We start from the raw sequence: 14459 nt of genomic DNA on the forward strand, positions 1-14459 counted from the left end.
TGCCGGACCGAAACTCGAGTGCGCCCGACCGACCCCGCGGCCACGATCAGCGCATGACCTCACTGGTGCACCACATCACCATCGACTGCGCGAACGCGTACGAGCTGGCCGGCTTCTGGAGCAAGGTGACCGGCATGCCGGTCTCCGACGACGACCTCCCGGGTGACCCCGAAGCCCTGGTCGCGCTGCCGGAGGGGCCGGGACTGCTGTTCATCCAGGTGCCCGAGCCCAAGTCCGTGAAGAACCGGGTCCACCTCGACCTCCAGCCCGACACCACCCGTGACGCCGAGGTGGAGCGGCTGCTCGGGATCGGCGCGACGCTGGTGTCCGACATGCGCCGGCCGGACGGCAAGGGGTGGGTCGTGCTGGCAGATCCGGAGGGCAACGAGTTCTGCGTTGAACGCAGCGCAGCCGAGCGGTCCGAGCAGCCCTGAGGCCTGTCACCCACATGTCGCAGCCGGTTGTCCACACCGGCCCGTGAGTTGTCCACAATCCGCAGGTGGGAATCCACAGGCGACTGCGGCCCACCACACGTGGCCGACCTGCCGGCCGCCACCAGGGTGAATATCCGCCGGTAAACCCCGATCGGACGTCCCGCTGACGTGGCCGGGGTGTTGCCCGGCCCACGTCCCGTGAGGAGTCGTGCGTCTGGCGGTGGGCCGCAAGCGCCGGATTCGGTATACGTGGAAGGGAACGCCCACCCGTTCGCCGGAACGTTGTGCGACCGTCCGTAATCGCACTGCACTCGAAGGTGGCATCAAGGAGTCGACCGGCCAGTTGGCGGGTTAGTGTCCCCTCGTCGGGATGGAAGCTTGACGAGGACGTAGCGCCCTTGCTGGCGCCGCCAGAAACGTGGAGACTGCGCCCGGACCATGACTGCGAACGCCGTGTTGAGCCCCATCCCGAGCCCGCCACACCGCGAACCTCCTCCTGGTGTCACCGCTATGGTGCGGATGATCCGGGAGAGCTTCGCGGTGGTGGAGCCGCGCGCCGAAGAGGTAGCCAAGTTCTTCTACGGCATGCTCTTCAGCCTCGCGCCGGCGACCCGTGAGATGTTCCCCGCGAACATGGAGGTCCAGCGCAGCCGCCTGCTGCGCGCCCTCGTCCACGTCGTGCAGATGGTGGACAGACCGGACGACCTGATCCCGTTCCTGCGGCAGCTCGGGCGCGACCACCGCAAGTTCGGCGTGGTCAACGTGCACTACGAGTCCGTCGGCACGGCGCTGCTGGCGGCGGTGAAGAAGTTCGCCGGTCCCGCGTGGACGCCGCAGGTCGAGATGGCCTGGGCCGAGGCGTACACGATCATGGCCCGGGCGATGCAGGAGGCGGCGGCGGCCGACGACGGCCCGGCGTACTGGCACGCGACCGTGCTCGACCACCAGCGGGTGAGCTGGGACTTGGCGGTCGTGCGGTTGCAGCCGGATCACCCGGTCGGGTACCGCGCCGGGCAGTACGTGAGCGTCGAGACGCCGCAGCGCGCGCGGTTGTGGCGGTACTACTCGCCCGCGAACGCGCCGCGTGACGACGGCATCATCGAGTTCCACATCCGTTCGGTCGAGGGCGGGTGGGTCAGCCGGTCGATCGTCGGGCACACCCAACCGGGTGACGTTTGGCGCCTCGGGCCGCCGATGGGCCGGCTCAGCGTCGACCGGAAGTCCGGGCGGGACGTGCTGATGGTCGCCGGCGGGACCGGGGTCGCGCCGATGCACGCGATCATCGACGAGATGGCGCAGTGGGGCGAGAACCCGCGCGTGCACCTGTTCATGGGCGGGCGGACCCGCGAGGACCTGTACGACCTGGACAACCTCCAGCGGTTCGCCATGACCAACCCGTGGCTGACCGTGGTGCCGGTGCTGGAGTCCGACCCGGGCGCGCGCGGCGTCGAGCAGGGCACGCTCGCCGACGTGGTCACGCGTTACGGGGCGTGGGAGGAGCGGGACGTGCTGGTGTGCGGCTCGCCGTCCATGATCCGGGCGACCGTGTCGCGGATGCTGGTCGCCGGCACCCCACTCGACCGGATCAAGTACGACCCGTTCACGCTGGACTGAGCACCTTCGCGAAACTTTTTCACGTTCGCCGCCGGGGCCGTGCGGGACCTTCGGCGACACACCGCGAGCCGGCTCGTCACGACCGCGCCCGTCCCGACCGTGCCGGCCACGCCGCGCCCAGCACGGCCGCCAGCGTCTCCGGCCGGCTGGTCTGCGGGCAGTGGCCGCCGTCGACCTCGATCGCCTCGACCCCGAGCCGCTCGCGCGCCGCGCGGCGCATCCACGACGGTCGCAGCGTGCGGTCGTCGCGCGGCAGGACGTAGGTCGACGGCAGGTCGGGCACCTCGTGCACCTCGCGGTACGTCGCGGCGGGGTAGAACAGGCGCAGGGTGCGCAGCCCGGCGCGCACACCGGCCAGGTCGCAGTCGTGGAACAGGAAGTACGAGGCCACCACGGGGTCCGCGGTGGGCGGTTCGGTCAGGGAGCGCCACTCCGGGTTGAACATCTCGCCCGTGTCGACGGCCAGCTCGTCCGCCAGCGACACGGGGCCGGGGATCATCGCGGCGATCCAGGCCAGGTGGGACGCGCCGAGGGCCCGGGCGATGGCGGGCATCAGCAGGCCGGCGCCGGAGTGGCCCACCAGGACCGGGGCCAGCGCGTCGCCCGCTTGGGCGCGGGCGATCGCGGCGTAGTCGGCGGCGCGCAGGTGCGGCTGGTCGGTCGGCAGGTCCACGGCCACGGTGCGGTGGCCGCGTCGGCGGAGCAGGTCCTCCACCGGGCGCCACGCCGTGGGCGACTGGGTGGTGCCGTGCACGAAGACGTAGTCCACGGGGTCCAGTCTGGCGCGGGTCGGGCGGTGGGGGTCGGCGTCGCGGGGTTCCTCATGCTTAACCGAGGTACGGGAACGGTGTTTCCGTACACTTTTCCGCGATGATCACCCTATTGGGCGACCCGGTGGGAGCTCAGCGCTTCGAGTTCGGCTTCCAGACGACCAGTGCCGTCTCGTGCCGCACCGGCACCAGGTCACGGCGGTACGACGCGTGCACCGACGCGGCGGCGTGCTCGGCCGCGGCCATGGCGGAGGCCAGTTGTTCGGTCAGCTCCTGCACCCTCGCGCGCAGCGCGCCGACCTCGTTCTCCAGCTCGATGATCCGCTTGACGCCCGCGAGGTTCACGCCCTCCTCCTGCGAGAGCCGTTGCACCTCGCGCAGCAGCACGATGTCGCGCATCGAGTACCGGCGCCCGCCACCGGACGTGCGGCCCGGCGACACCAGGCCGAGCCGGTCGTAGGCACGCAGGGTCTGCGCGTGCAGACCCGACAGCTGGGCCGCCACGGAGATGACGAAGAACGGGGTGTCCTCGTCGGTGCCGGGCGGGAACGGGAAGCTCACACCGACCTCTTCTCCAACAGGGCGTTGAGCTCGGCGCGCGGGTCGTGCATCGCCGTCGCCGACGCGTAGTTCTCCAACGCCTCCCGGGCCGCGGCGTCCATGTTGTTCGGCACCGCGACGTTCAACGTGATGAGCAGGTCGCCGACCTGGCCGTCGCGCTTGGCGATGCCCTTGCCCTTGGCCCGCAGCACCCGACCGCTGGCCGTGCCCGCGGGCACCTTCAACGTCACCTTGCCCTCGAGCGTCGGCACGGTCAACGTGGCGCCGAGCGCCAGCTCGGGGAAGGTCACCGGCACGGTCACGGTCAGGTCGTTGCCCGACCGGCCGAAGATCGGGTGCGGGTTGACGTGCACGAGCACGAACAGGTCGCCCGCGGGCCCGTTGTTGCGCCCCGGCTCGCCCTGCCCGGCCAGCCTGATCCGCTGGCCGTCGTCGACGCCGGCCGGGATCCGGATGGTCAACGTCCGGGTCTTCGTGCTCACGCCGTCGCCCGCGCACTCCGGGCACGGGTCGTCCACGATCCGCCCGGTGCCCCGGCAGTCGGCGCACGGCTCGGAGAACGCGAACGCGCCCTGGCTGCGGGTGACCAACCCGGCGCCGCCGCAGTTCGTGCACGTCCGCGGCGACGTGCCGGGACGCGCGCCGGAACCCGCGCACGTGCCGCAGGTCGCCGGGCTGGACAGCCGCATGGGCACGGTCGCGCCCTTGACGGCCTCGGTGAAGTCGATCCGGACGTCGGTCTCGACGTCCTCGCCGCGCCGCGGCCTGGTCGCCGACGTGGACGTGCCGCCCCGGCGGTTGAACAGGCCGCCGAGCAGGTCGCCGAGCCCGCCCATGCCACCGGCCTGCTGCGCGCCCTGGCGGCCGAACAGGTCGCCGACGTCGAACCCGCCGCCGGTGCCGAACCCGCCGGGGAACCCGCCGCCCCCGGAGAAGAGGCGGCGGGCCTCGTCGTACTGCTTGCGCTTCGCGGTGTCCGACAGCACGCCGTACGCCTCGGACACCGCCTTGAACCGCGCCTCGGCCTTGGCGTCACCGGGGTTGGCGTCGGGGTGCAACTCCCGCGCCAACTTCCGGTACGCCTTCTTGATCTCGTCGGCCGAGGCGTCGGAGGTGACGCCCAGCTCGCGGTAGAAGTCCTTCTCGATCCAGTCGCGAGCGCTCAACGGACGCCGCCCCCCTTCTCAGTCCTGCTGCTCTTCGACCGGCTTCTCGACGGCCTCTTCGACGACCGGCTGCTCGGCGGCGGCCGGTTCGTGGTCGGTCACGGCGACCAGCGCGGGCCGCAGCACGCGCTCGCCGAACCGGTAGCCGCGACGCAGCACGGCGGTGACGGTCGGCCCGCTGACGTCCGGCGAGGTGCCGTGCTGCACGGCCTCGTGGACGGACGGGTCGAACTCCTCGCCCTCGTGCCCGAACGGCTCCAGGCCGGTGCCGTGCAGCGCGCTGACGAGCTTGTCGGCCACCGCCTTGAACGCGCCGGTGAGGTCGCCGTGCGTGCCGGCCCGCTCGATGTCGTCGAGCACGCCGAGCAGCTCGCCCGCCACCTGCGCCTTGGCCGTGGCGACCACCAGTTCCCGGTCGCGCTCGACGCGCTTGCGGTAGTTGGCGTACTCCGCGGTCAACCGCTGCAGGTCGGCGGTCCGCTCGTCGAGCTGGGCCTTCAGCTCGACGGACGGGTCGTCGGCCAGGGCCGCTTCGGCCGGCGGCTCGGGCGCGGCGTGCTTGCCGCCGCCCTCCGAACCGACCTCGGGCGAACCGGTCGAACCGGCCTCCGGCTCGACCGGGGCGTCGGCCTGCGACGCCTCGGTCCGCGACGTCCCGGCCTGCGCGTTCTCGTCCGCCGGGCTCTCCCGCACCTGACCCGTCTCCGGGTCGATGCGCCTGCGGTCGCGCACCACCACGTGGGGCTGTTCCTCGGGCTGGGTCACTTCTTCTCGTCCTCGTCGACGATCTCCGCGTCCACCACGTCGTCGGCCTTCGGCGCGTCACCGGCGGTGGTGCCACCGGTGGCGCCCGCGGCGTCGGCCGTGGGTGCGGCGTTGGCGTACAGGGACTGGCCGATGGCCTGGGACTCCGTGGCGAGCTTCTCCACCGCGGCGCGGACCTTGGCGATGTCCTCGCCCTTGAGCGCCTCGGTGGTCTCGGCGAGGGCCGCGGTGACCTTCTCCTTGACGTCGGCCGGGAGCTTGTCCTCGTTCTCCTTGAGGACCTTCTCCGTCTGGTAGACGAGCGTCTCGGCCTGGTTGCGGACCTCGGCCTCGTCGCGGCGGCGCTTGTCCTCCTCCGCGTGCGCCTCAGCGTCCTTGATCATCTGCTCGATGTCGTCCTTCGGCAGCGCGGAGCCGCCGGTGATCGTCATCCGCTGCTCCTTGCCCGTGCCCATGTCCTTCGCGGACACGTGCACGATGCCGTTCGCGTCGATGTCGAAGGTGACCTCGATCTGCGGGACGCCGCGGGGCGCGGGCGGCAGGCCGGTCAGCTCGAACATGCCGAGCTTCTTGTTGTCCCGGGCGAACTCGCGCTCACCCTGGAACACCTGGATCTGCACGGACGGCTGGTTGTCGTCGGCCGTGGTGAAGATCTCCGAGCGCTTGGTCGGGATGGTCGTGTTGCGCTCGATGAGCTTGGTCATCACGCCGCCCTTGGTCTCGATGCCCAGGGACAGCGGGGTGACGTCGAGCAGCAGGACGTCCTTGACCTCGCCCTTCAGCACACCGGCCTGCAGGGCCGCGCCGACCGCGACGACCTCGTCCGGGTTGACGCCCTTGTTCGGCTCACGGCCGCCGGTCAGCTCCTTGACCAGCTCGGCCACGGCGGGCATGCGGGTGGAACCGCCGACCAGCACCACGTGGTCGATGTCGCCGACGCTGATGCCGGCGTCCTTGATCACGTTGTTGAACGGCGCGCGGGTGCGCTCCAGCAGGTCGTTGGTGATGCGCTGGAACTCGGCGCGCGACAGCGTCTCGTCCATGAACAGCGGGTTCTTGTCCGCGTCCACGGTGATGTAAGGCAGGTTGATGGAGGCGTTGTTCGAGCTGGACAGCTCGATCTTCGCCTTCTCGGCGGCCTCGCGGATCCGCTGCAGCGCCATCTTGTCCTTGGTCAGGTCGATGCCGTTGCTCTGCTTGAACCGCTCGACCAGCCAGTCCACGATGCGCTGGTCCCAGTCGTCACCACCGAGGTGGTTGTCACCGGAGGTCGCCTTGACCTCGACCACGCCCTCGGCGAGCTCGAGCAGCGAGACGTCGAACGTGCCGCCACCGAGGTCGAAGACCAGGATGGTCTGCTCCTTGTCGCCCTTGTCGAGGCCGTAGGCCAGGGCGGCGGAGGTGGGCTCGTTGACGATGCGCAGCACGTTGAGGCCCGCGATCTGGCCGGCCTCCTTGGTGGCCTGGCGCTGCGCGTCCTCGAAGTAGGCGGGGACGGTGATCACCGCGTCGGTGATCTCCTCGCCCAGGTACGCCTCGGCGTCGCGCTTGAGCTTCATCAGCACGCGCGCGCTGATCTCCTGCGGCGTGTACTTCTTGCCGTCGACGTCGTCGGTGCGCCAGTCCGTGCCGATGTGGCGCTTCACGGACCGGATCGTCCGGTCGACGTTGGTCACCGCCTGGTTCTTGGCGGGCTGACCGGTGAGCACCTCGCCGTTCTTGGCGAAGGCCACGATGGACGGTGTGGTGCGCGACCCCTCGGAGTTGGCGATCACCGTCGGCTCGCCACCTTCGAGAACGGCGACGACGGAGTTGGTCGTCCCAAGGTCGATGCCGACCGCTCGCGCCATTGGATTCCTCCTGGTAGTGCGTGTATGAGAGCCCCGCGTTGAGCGGTACCGGCTCAAGTTTAGCCGGCGCCGGCGGACTTGAGTCCACCCGGCTCAATCTTTCTGCCTGTCCAACGGACGGCGGTGTCGCGGTGTTCCCGGCGCGAGGTGATCCGGGACACTCGTCCGCATGGAGTCACCCGCCGACATGATGGCCGCCATCACCGCGTCGATGCTCGCGCGCACCGGCCGCACGCTGGACGAATGGGTCGAGCTGGTCGAGGCGAGCTCACTCGACCCGGTGGACCGGAAGGCCGTCCGGGCGTGGCTGCGCGACGTGCACGGGGTGAAACAGAACTCGCAGTGGACGATCGCGGACGCGGCGGCGCGGCGGGCGGGGTGGACCGAGCCCACGTTCACCGAGTACGTCGAGTCGCAGTACTCGGGGCGCAAGGCGGCGCTGCGACCGCTGTTCGACCGGATCGCGACGCTGGCGCTCGGGCTGGGCGAGGATGTGCGGGCCGAGGGTCGGGCGACCTACGTGCCGTTCGTGCGGGGGCGGCAGTTCGCGGCCGTGCAGGCGTTGGCGTCGCGGGTGGACCTCGGCCTGCGGTTCACCACCGCGCCCGAGAGCGACCGGTTGACGCCCGGCGGCCCCGGCCAGGCGACGCACAAGGTGTCGCTGACGGGGGCCGACGAGCTGGACGGCGAGGTGGAGGCGCTGCTGGTGGCGGCGTACGAGCAGAACGCCTAGGCGGCGGGCCGCACCGTCACGTCGCCGCTGTCGGTGCGCAGGTGCAGCTCGGCGGAGCCGTTCGGGTCGTTCTTCACGTCGACCTTCTGCTCACCGCTGCCGGCGTCCACGTCGATCTTGTACGCGCCCTGGGGGACGGTGACGTTCAGGCTGCCGCTGCCCATGTCGGCGCGCACGGAGTTGACGGCGACGATGGCCACGTCCACGTCGCCGGAGTCGGAGTCGATGGTCACCGAGCCGCTCATGTCGACCAGCCTGGTGCTGCCGGAGCCGACCCGGCCGGTGAAGTCGCCGCCGACGGCGGTCGCGTCCAGGTCGCCCGAGTCGTTGTCGACGCGCACCGGGCCCGCCACCTCGCGGACCGTCGTGCTGCCGGAGCCGACTTCGACGTCGACGCTCGCCACGCCTTCGAGGTGGACGTCACCGGAGCTGTTCCGGCCGGTGACCTTGACGTCCTTGGACGGGACGGTCACCTCGTAGTCCACCGAGCACTGGTTGCCGCAGCCGTCGAGGACGAGGGTGGAGCCCTCCATGCGGTGGGAGACGCCGCCGGGCTTGTCCGAGCCCTTCGGGTACTCGACGCGCCGGCGGACCTGGGTCTCGGTGACGCCCTCCTGGCCGCGGACCGTCACGTCGCCCGAGCCGTTCTGCAACCGCACCTCGGTCACCTGGTCGGACACCGCGTGCGTGTCGTCGAACGTGTTGTGGACGAGTCGCACGCACGACGTGAGCGCCAGCGCCGCGGTCACCGCCACTCCGACCGTCAACGCGATCCGCTTAACCACCGCTGCCCCCTCGTCAGGCGTCAAGATGTCGAGGTCCAAGCTAGGGGCACCCGACCGGCGCGCCCACCAGGGAGGCCCCCGACCGATACGGGGGCTGTCCCTACCCCTCCGGTCAGCGGACCGTCAGCGGCCCGGCGTGTTCCGAACGGTGAACTCGGGGTCAGGCCAGGGATTCGACGACGGCGCGCAGGGCCGGGGCGGAGCGGGCCGGGTCGACCAGGAAGCGCTGCGAGGCGATGACGTGCGTCTCCGTCATCCGCTCCCACACCATGCCCTGCACCGGCACCTCGGTGATGACCAGCCGGAACGGCTTCACGTACCGCCCGAGCCTGCCCTCCACCCCGCGCACCACCTCGCCGATCGGCAACGCGCCCCGCGACGTCACGTACCGCTGGTCGTACTCGGCCGCGGCCGCGGCCAGCGCCAGCACCGCCGCCCTCAGCGCGGGCCTGATCTGCAACGACGCGCCGGCCGGGTCGGCGGGCGAGCCGCCGGCCAGCTCGGCGCGGGCGTGGTCGAGCACGTCGGCCCACCAGCCGAGCCACTCCTCCGCCGCGGCCGCGCGGTCGACCCCCGCCGGCACCACCACGGGCACCGACGGGTCCAGGCCGGGCAGCTCGGGCACGGTCTCGACCGAGAGCGCGAGCGTGTCCCGGACGAACAGCGCGGTGTTGACCGTGTGACTCGTCCCGTGCGACACCTGCCACGACTCACGACCTGCGAACCTCATGCCACCAGTGTCCCGCGTGAAGGTCATCCGCCGAGCATCAGAAGGGACACGACGGGCTCCAAATCCTCCGCCATTGGGGGGAAATCCGCGATCAACGCCTGGATCAGGAGCCCGTCGAGGCCCGCGAGGACCGCCCGCAGCGCCACGGGGTCGCGCGGGCCGGCCACCTCGGCCATGAGCGAGATCCACCGACGGGCCGCCGCGCGCAGCTCCGGCCGGCGCGCCGCCAGCAGGTACAGCTCGTACTCGGCGAGCGTGCGGCCCCGGTGCGGGCCGGCGGCGTCGGCGATGAACCGCGCCACCGCCGCGGGCGTCAGGGCCACCTCGCGGAAGCTCGCGGCCATCTCGTCGGCCGACCACGTGAGCGTGGCGATCAGCAGGTCGTCCAACGTCGCGTAGTAGTAGGTCGTCGACGTCGTCGGCACGCCCGCCTCACGCGCCACGGACCGGTGGCTCACCCCGGCCACGCCGTCCCGTGCCACGACCCGCAGCGTGGCCGCCAGGATCTCCCGCCGACGCCGGTCGCCCCGCACCCGCCGGCCGTCAGGCGGCGGCACCGCTGCCCACCTCGATGGCCACCACGCCCGCGATCACGAGCAGCAGCCCGACCACCATCGTGGGGTTCAGCGGCTCCTTGAACACCAGCACGCCGATGCTCGCGACCGCGGCGATCCCGAAGGCGCACCAGATCGCGTACGCCACGCCGATCGGCATGCCCAGCTGCAGCACCTTGCTCAACGCGCCGAACGCGACGACGTACCCCACGATGACCACGACCGACGGGATCGGCTTGGAGAAGCCCTCGGAGAGCTTGAGGAACACGGTGGCGGTGACCTCGCCGATGATCGCCACGGCCAGCACCAGGTACACGAGCACGTCCCGCCCCCAACAAGTTGAACGTCTGTTCCACTAGTCTACCGGCCCTATGTGATCGGCCACGTCCAAGTGGTTACCGGTCAGTAATCGGGCGTAGGCTGCCCAGCCAGGAGAACGGACGAGAAAGGCCGCCACCACAATGGGAGCCCTCCAGCTCACCCTCGGCGCCATCGGCGTCGCCGTCAGCGTGTTCGCCTGGGGTCTGTTCGTCGCCGGTGTCGTGCGGATGATCAAGATCATCCGCCTCGGCCAGCCGGACTCGACCCGCAACGGGCCGTTCCTGCCCCGCCTGCGCACGTTGGTCGTCGAGTTCGTCGCCCACACCCGGATGGCCAAGTTCCGCAAGGTCGCGCCTTGGCACTGGATGGTGATGTGGGGCTTCCTGATCGGCTCCGCGGTGCTGTTCGAGGCCTACGGCGAGATGTTCAACCCCGGCTTCCACTGGCCGGTCATCGGCACCTGGTCGCTGTGGTTGCTGCTGGTCGAGCTGCTCGGCATCGGCACCGTGGTCGGCGGCGTGGCGCTGGCGATCATCCGCCAGCTCAACCACCCGCGCCGCGCCGACCGCGTGTCCCGGTTCGCGGGCTCGGACTTCAAGTCCGCGTACTTCGTCGAAGCGGTCGTGATCATCGAGGGCCTCGGCATCCTCGGCGTGAAGGCGTTCAAGCAGGCCTCCGGCCTGGAGGACCCGCCGCTGTGGACGTCGTTCGTGACCGCGCCGCTCGCGCAGGTCCTGCCCGCGAGCCCCGACTGGGTCTCGATCATGGCGTTCACCAAGCTGCTGTCCGGCATGATCTGGCTGATCGTGGTGTCCAAGAACCTCACCATGGGCGTGGCGTGGCACCGGTTCAGCGCGTTCTTCAACATCTACTTCAAGCGCGAGGACGACGGCGGCGTCGCGCTCGGCGCGCTGAAGCCGATGATGAGCGGCGGCAAGGTCCTCGACCTGGAGGAGGCCGACCCCGACAAGGACGTGTTCGGCGTCGGCAAGGTCGAGGACTTCTCCTGGAAGGGCTGGCTGGACTTCAGCACCTGCACGGAGTGCGGTCGCTGCCAGTCCCAGTGCCCCGCGTGGAACACCGGCAAGCCGCTGTCGCCGAAGCTCGTCATCACGCAGCTGCGCGACCACGCGTTCGCCAAGGCGCCGTACCTGCTCGCGGGCGGCAGCAAGGACATGGCGGGCGACGAGGTCGGCCTGACCGAGGACAAGTACGAGGACTACAAGAAGCGCTTGGAGTCCATCGACGTGCTGGCGCTGGCCGAGTCGGAGCGCCCGCTGGTCGCCGGCGCCGAAGAGCTGGGCGTGATCGACCCCGAGGTGCTGTGGTCGTGCACGACGTGCGGCGCGTGCGTCGAGCAGTGCCCGGTGGACATCGAGCACGTCGACCACATCGTCGACATGCGCCGCTACCAGGTGCTGATCGAGTCGAACTTCCCGTCCGAGCTCGGCGGCATGTTCAAGAACCTGGAGAACAAGGGCAACCCGTGGGGCCAGAACGCCAAGGACCGCCTGGCGTGGACCGAGGGCCTGGACTTCGACGTGCCGGTGTTCGACGGCGAGCTGGGTGACGCCGAGTACCTGTTCTGGGTCGGCTGCGCGGGCGCGTTCGAGGACCGGGCCAAGAAGACCACGCGGGCGGTGGCCGAGCTGCTGCACACCGCGGACGTCAAGTACACCGTGCTCGGGCCGGAGGAGACCTGCACCGGCGACCCGGCGCGGCGCGCGGGCAACGAGTTCCTGTTCCAGATGCTGGCGCAGCAGAACGTCGAGGTGCTCAACACCGTGTTCGACGGTCGCGAGCCGGGCCGCCGCAAGATCGTCGTGACGTGCGCGCACTGCTTCAACACGCTGGCCAACGAGTACCCGCAGGTCGGCGGCCAGTACGAGGTCGTGCACCACACGCAGCTGCTCAACCGGCTGGTGCGCGAGCGCAGGCTGGTGCCGGTGGCGGAGGTCGCGGAGGACGTCACCTACCACGACCCGTGCTACCTGGGCCGGCACAACAAGGTCTACGAGGCGCCGCGCGAGCTGGTCGGGGCGTCGGGCGCGACGCTGCGCGAGATGCCCCGCCACGAGGAGCGTTCCATGTGCTGCGGCGCCGGTGGCGCTCGCATGTGGATGGAGGAGCGGATCGGCAAGCGCATCAACCTCGACCGCGTGGACGAGGCGCTGGGCACCGCGCCGTCGAAGATCGCGACGGGCTGCCCGTTCTGCCGCGTGATGCTGACCGACGGCGTGACGGCCCGGCAGAACGAGGGCGCGGCGGGCTCGCACGTCGAGGTCGTCGACGTGGCGCAGCTGCTGCTGACGTCCGTGCGCCGGGGCCAGGCCCTGGAGCGCGGCGACGTCCCGACGGACGAGACCCCGACCGGCACCCCGTTGCCGGACGAGGACAAGGCCGCGTCCAACTAGGCGCTTGTGGACGAACGCCCCTCGGTCGCACGTCGGACCGAGGGGCGTTCGTCGTCGTCAGGTCAGTCGCGGTCGGCGACGCGGTCGTAGGCCAGGTTCAGGGCCCAGCTCGTCAGGGCGACGATGATCGCGCCCCAGAACGCGGGCCAGAAGCCGGTCACGTCGAACGGCAGGCCCAGCTCGCCCGCCAGCCAGCCGGTGAGCCAGAACAGCAGCGCGTTCACGACGAGGCCGATCAGCCCCAGCGTGACCAGGTAGAACAGGCAGCCGAAGAACTTCACCAACGGCTTGACCACCGCGTTGACCAGGCCGAACAGCAGCGCGACGCCGATCAGCGTGCCGATCTTCGCGGGGGTCGACGCGCCCGCCTCCAGGTCGATGCCCGGGATGAGCGTGGCGACCCAGACCGCCACGGCCGTCAGCAGTACGTGCACCAAAATGCCCATGCCGCAGGCTAACGGCAGCAGTGCTCCGAACGGGTCAGGCGCGACGACGCCTGCGTGCCGCCAAGAAGGTCAACGCGCCTGCGCCGAGCAGCAGGCCGCCGATCGCCGCCATCGGGAACGGCGCCGCGCCCGTGTCCGCCAGACCGCTGCTGCCGCCGGCCACCTGCACCACTACCGGAGCGGAAGTGGTCGTGGTGGTGGACGTCGGCGTGGGCGTGGTGGTCGTCGTCGGCTGCTCGTCGGTCGCGTACTTCAGCGGCACGATCGCGTGGTTGTCCTTGAAGTTCGTCTCCCGGTGCCCGAGCGCGGAGAACGGCCGGATCAACAGGTGGAACTGCGCGAACCCAGGGTCGTCCAACCGGTACTCCAGCCGCACGTCGACGGTCTCGCCGACCGCCATCGGCCCGTTCAGCCTGAACTCCTGGCCGGGCGTGATCACGGTGACCCGGTCACCGGCCCGGAGGAACTCCGGGGTCGACCCGAACACCACCATCTCCGGGTTGTCCGGCGCCTCGCCCCGGTTGGTCACCGGCACGACCAGCGTGACGACGTCGCCCACGCGGTAGGCGTCCTTCGCGGGCTCCAGGCGCGGCGTGCCCGCCACGAAGTCGGCGTCCAGGTACGTGTAGCGGACGTCCACGCGCGTCGTCTCGCCCGCGCGGACCACGATCTTCTTCTGCCGCGTCGCCGGGTCGATGTCGTGCTCCGTCAGCGGCTGCGCCAGCTTCAGCTCCGGCGCGTTGTCGGCGACGATCGACACGTCCGAGCCGATCGGCACGTCGGTGAACTCGTACTCGCCGTTCACGCCGCGCGTCGCGGGTGCCACGTCGACGATGCCGAAGATCAGCCGGACCGTCGGCGCGCCCGGCACGTCCGGCTCGCGCGCCTGCCGCACGCCGTCGCGGTTGAGGTCGGAGAACGAGAAGCCGCGCACCGTGCCGCCGCGCACGCCGAAGTCGAACGTGCCGCCGCCGCTGACGGGGTTGACCGTCGACACGGTCGTCGGCTCGTAGATCCCGGCGTTGCGGTTGTAGACGGCGAGCGGCACGTCCGGCAGGCCCTCGGCCTTGTAGCGGCCGTCGGCGTCGGTGTAGTAGCTGCCGATGAACGCCTTGGTCGTGGCGTCGTGCACGTCCACGGGAAGGCGGTTGACCAGCGGCGGCTCGCCCGGGTCGACCACGCCGTCGGCGTCGCGGTCGAACCACACCCGGCCCTCCAGCGTGACGGTGTCCTGCTCTGCCACCGCGAGCGGGCTCGCGAGCGTCGCCACGCCCACGGCCACGAACAAGGCCGCGAGCCGGCCGGTCATGCTCCGC

General features: G+C 70.9%; 15 protein-coding genes. 4 read left to right on the plus strand and 11 right to left on the minus strand.

From position 1 onward, the window contains the following. The first annotated feature begins 53 nt into the window (after positions 1–53). A complete protein-coding gene (locus tag LNK82_RS32960) occupies positions 54–434 on the plus strand; it encodes a VOC family protein (RefSeq protein ID WP_230570809.1) in 381 nt (126 codons plus the stop codon). A 510-nt stretch (positions 435–944) separates the two neighbouring features. Continuing rightward, positions 945–2048 (plus strand): FAD-binding oxidoreductase, encoded by a 1104-nt coding sequence (locus LNK82_RS32965; protein ID WP_230570810.1) that lies wholly within the window; start codon positions 945–947, stop codon positions 2046–2048. A gap of 76 nt (positions 2049–2124) precedes the next feature. Here the strand turns inward: LNK82_RS32965 and LNK82_RS32970 are convergent, their stop codons facing one another. The 5 genes from LNK82_RS32970 to dnaK all read right to left on the minus strand — a co-directional run bounded on the left by LNK82_RS32970 (position 2125) and on the right by dnaK (position 7160). After that, positions 2125–2817 (minus strand): alpha/beta fold hydrolase, encoded by a 693-nt coding sequence (locus LNK82_RS32970; RefSeq protein ID WP_230570811.1) that lies wholly within the window; start codon positions 2815–2817, stop codon positions 2125–2127. 133 nt (positions 2818–2950) lie between these two features. After that, positions 2951–3379 (minus strand): heat shock protein transcriptional repressor HspR, encoded by a 429-nt coding sequence (locus LNK82_RS32975; protein WP_230570812.1) that lies wholly within the window; start codon positions 3377–3379, stop codon positions 2951–2953. Further along, positions 3376–4545 (minus strand): molecular chaperone DnaJ, encoded by a 1170-nt coding sequence (gene dnaJ, locus LNK82_RS32980; protein WP_230570813.1) that lies wholly within the window; start codon positions 4543–4545, stop codon positions 3376–3378. Before dnaJ ends, LNK82_RS32975 begins: the two co-directional genes overlap by 4 nt. Before the next feature lie 18 nt (positions 4546–4563). Beyond that, positions 4564–5310 carry a nucleotide exchange factor GrpE gene (gene grpE / locus LNK82_RS32985; protein WP_230570814.1) on the minus strand — a complete coding sequence of 249 codons (747 nt, stop codon included), beginning with the start codon at positions 5308–5310 and terminating at the stop codon, positions 4564–4566. Then, positions 5307–7160, minus strand: coding sequence for a molecular chaperone DnaK (gene dnaK, locus LNK82_RS32990; protein ID WP_230570815.1), 1854 nt, complete (start codon positions 7158–7160; stop codon positions 5307–5309). Before dnaK ends, grpE begins: the two co-directional genes overlap by 4 nt. Before the next feature lie 169 nt (positions 7161–7329). Here dnaK and LNK82_RS32995 point away from each other — a divergent pair, with 169 nt between their 5' ends. After that, positions 7330–7893, plus strand: coding sequence for a DUF5655 domain-containing protein (locus LNK82_RS32995; RefSeq protein WP_230570816.1), 564 nt, complete (start codon positions 7330–7332; stop codon positions 7891–7893). Here the strand turns inward: LNK82_RS32995 and LNK82_RS33000 are convergent. The 4 genes from LNK82_RS33000 to LNK82_RS33015 all read right to left on the minus strand — a co-directional run bounded on the left by LNK82_RS33000 (position 7890) and on the right by LNK82_RS33015 (position 10284). Further along, a complete protein-coding gene (locus tag LNK82_RS33000) occupies positions 7890–8678 on the minus strand; it encodes a DUF4097 family beta strand repeat-containing protein (RefSeq protein WP_230570817.1) in 789 nt (262 codons plus the stop codon). The genes LNK82_RS32995 and LNK82_RS33000 overlap by 4 nt on opposite strands. Positions 8679–8838: 160 nt before the next feature. Further along, positions 8839–9408: a hypothetical protein gene (locus LNK82_RS33005; protein WP_230570818.1), complete on the minus strand. Its 570-nt coding sequence runs from the start codon at positions 9406–9408 to the stop codon at positions 8839–8841. Between the two features lie 23 nt (positions 9409–9431). Continuing rightward, positions 9432–9965 carry a TetR/AcrR family transcriptional regulator gene (locus LNK82_RS33010; RefSeq protein ID WP_230570819.1) on the minus strand — a complete coding sequence of 178 codons (534 nt, stop codon included), beginning with the start codon at positions 9963–9965 and terminating at the stop codon, positions 9432–9434. Continuing rightward, entirely contained in the window at positions 9952–10284 is a 333-nt protein-coding gene (locus LNK82_RS33015) for a DMT family transporter (RefSeq protein WP_230570820.1), read from the minus strand. The genes LNK82_RS33010 and LNK82_RS33015 overlap by 14 nt, the downstream gene beginning before the upstream one ends. A 139-nt stretch (positions 10285–10423) precedes the next feature. Here LNK82_RS33015 and LNK82_RS33020 point away from each other — a divergent pair, with 139 nt between their 5' ends. Beyond that, a complete protein-coding gene (locus tag LNK82_RS33020) occupies positions 10424–12697 on the plus strand; it encodes a (Fe-S)-binding protein (RefSeq protein WP_230570821.1) in 2274 nt (757 codons plus the stop codon). A 62-nt stretch (positions 12698–12759) separates the two neighbouring features. Here the strand turns inward: LNK82_RS33020 and LNK82_RS33025 are convergent, their stop codons facing one another. Beyond that, positions 12760–13143, minus strand: coding sequence for a phage holin family protein (locus LNK82_RS33025; RefSeq protein ID WP_230570822.1), 384 nt, complete (start codon positions 13141–13143; stop codon positions 12760–12762). Positions 13144–13177: 34 nt separating this feature from the next. Further along, on the minus strand, positions 13178–14452 hold the full coding sequence (locus tag LNK82_RS33030; RefSeq protein WP_230570823.1) for a hypothetical protein: 1275 nt from the start codon (positions 14450–14452) through the stop codon (positions 13178–13180). Between the last annotated feature and the right edge of the window lie 7 nt (positions 14453–14459).

This window comes from Saccharothrix luteola (assembly GCF_020859565.1).
Lineage (GTDB): Bacteria > Actinomycetota > Actinomycetes > Mycobacteriales > Pseudonocardiaceae > Actinosynnema > Actinosynnema luteola.

Excerpts from the sequence above, each read along its gene's own strand:
- LNK82_RS32960 (WP_230570809.1), top strand. The coding sequence starts at position 54 with ATGACCTCACTGGTGCACCACATCACCATCGACTGCGCGAACGCGTAC.
- LNK82_RS33020 (WP_230570821.1), top strand. The coding sequence starts at position 10,424 with ATGGGAGCCCTCCAGCTCACCCTCGGCGCCATCGGCGTCGCCGTCAGC.
- LNK82_RS32995 (WP_230570816.1), top strand. The coding sequence starts at position 7,330 with ATGGAGTCACCCGCCGACATGATGGCCGCCATCACCGCGTCGATGCTC.
- LNK82_RS32965 (WP_230570810.1), top strand. The coding sequence starts at position 945 with ATGGTGCGGATGATCCGGGAGAGCTTCGCGGTGGTGGAGCCGCGCGCC.
- LNK82_RS33005 (WP_230570818.1), bottom strand. The coding sequence starts at position 9,408 with ATGAGGTTCGCAGGTCGTGAGTCGTGGCAGGTGTCGCACGGGACGAGT.
- LNK82_RS33025 (WP_230570822.1), bottom strand. The coding sequence starts at position 13,143 with ATGGGCATTTTGGTGCACGTACTGCTGACGGCCGTGGCGGTCTGGGTC.
- LNK82_RS33030 (WP_230570823.1), bottom strand. The coding sequence starts at position 14,452 with ATGACCGGCCGGCTCGCGGCCTTGTTCGTGGCCGTGGGCGTGGCGACG.
- dnaK (WP_230570815.1), bottom strand. The coding sequence starts at position 7,160 with ATGGCGCGAGCGGTCGGCATCGACCTTGGGACGACCAACTCCGTCGTC.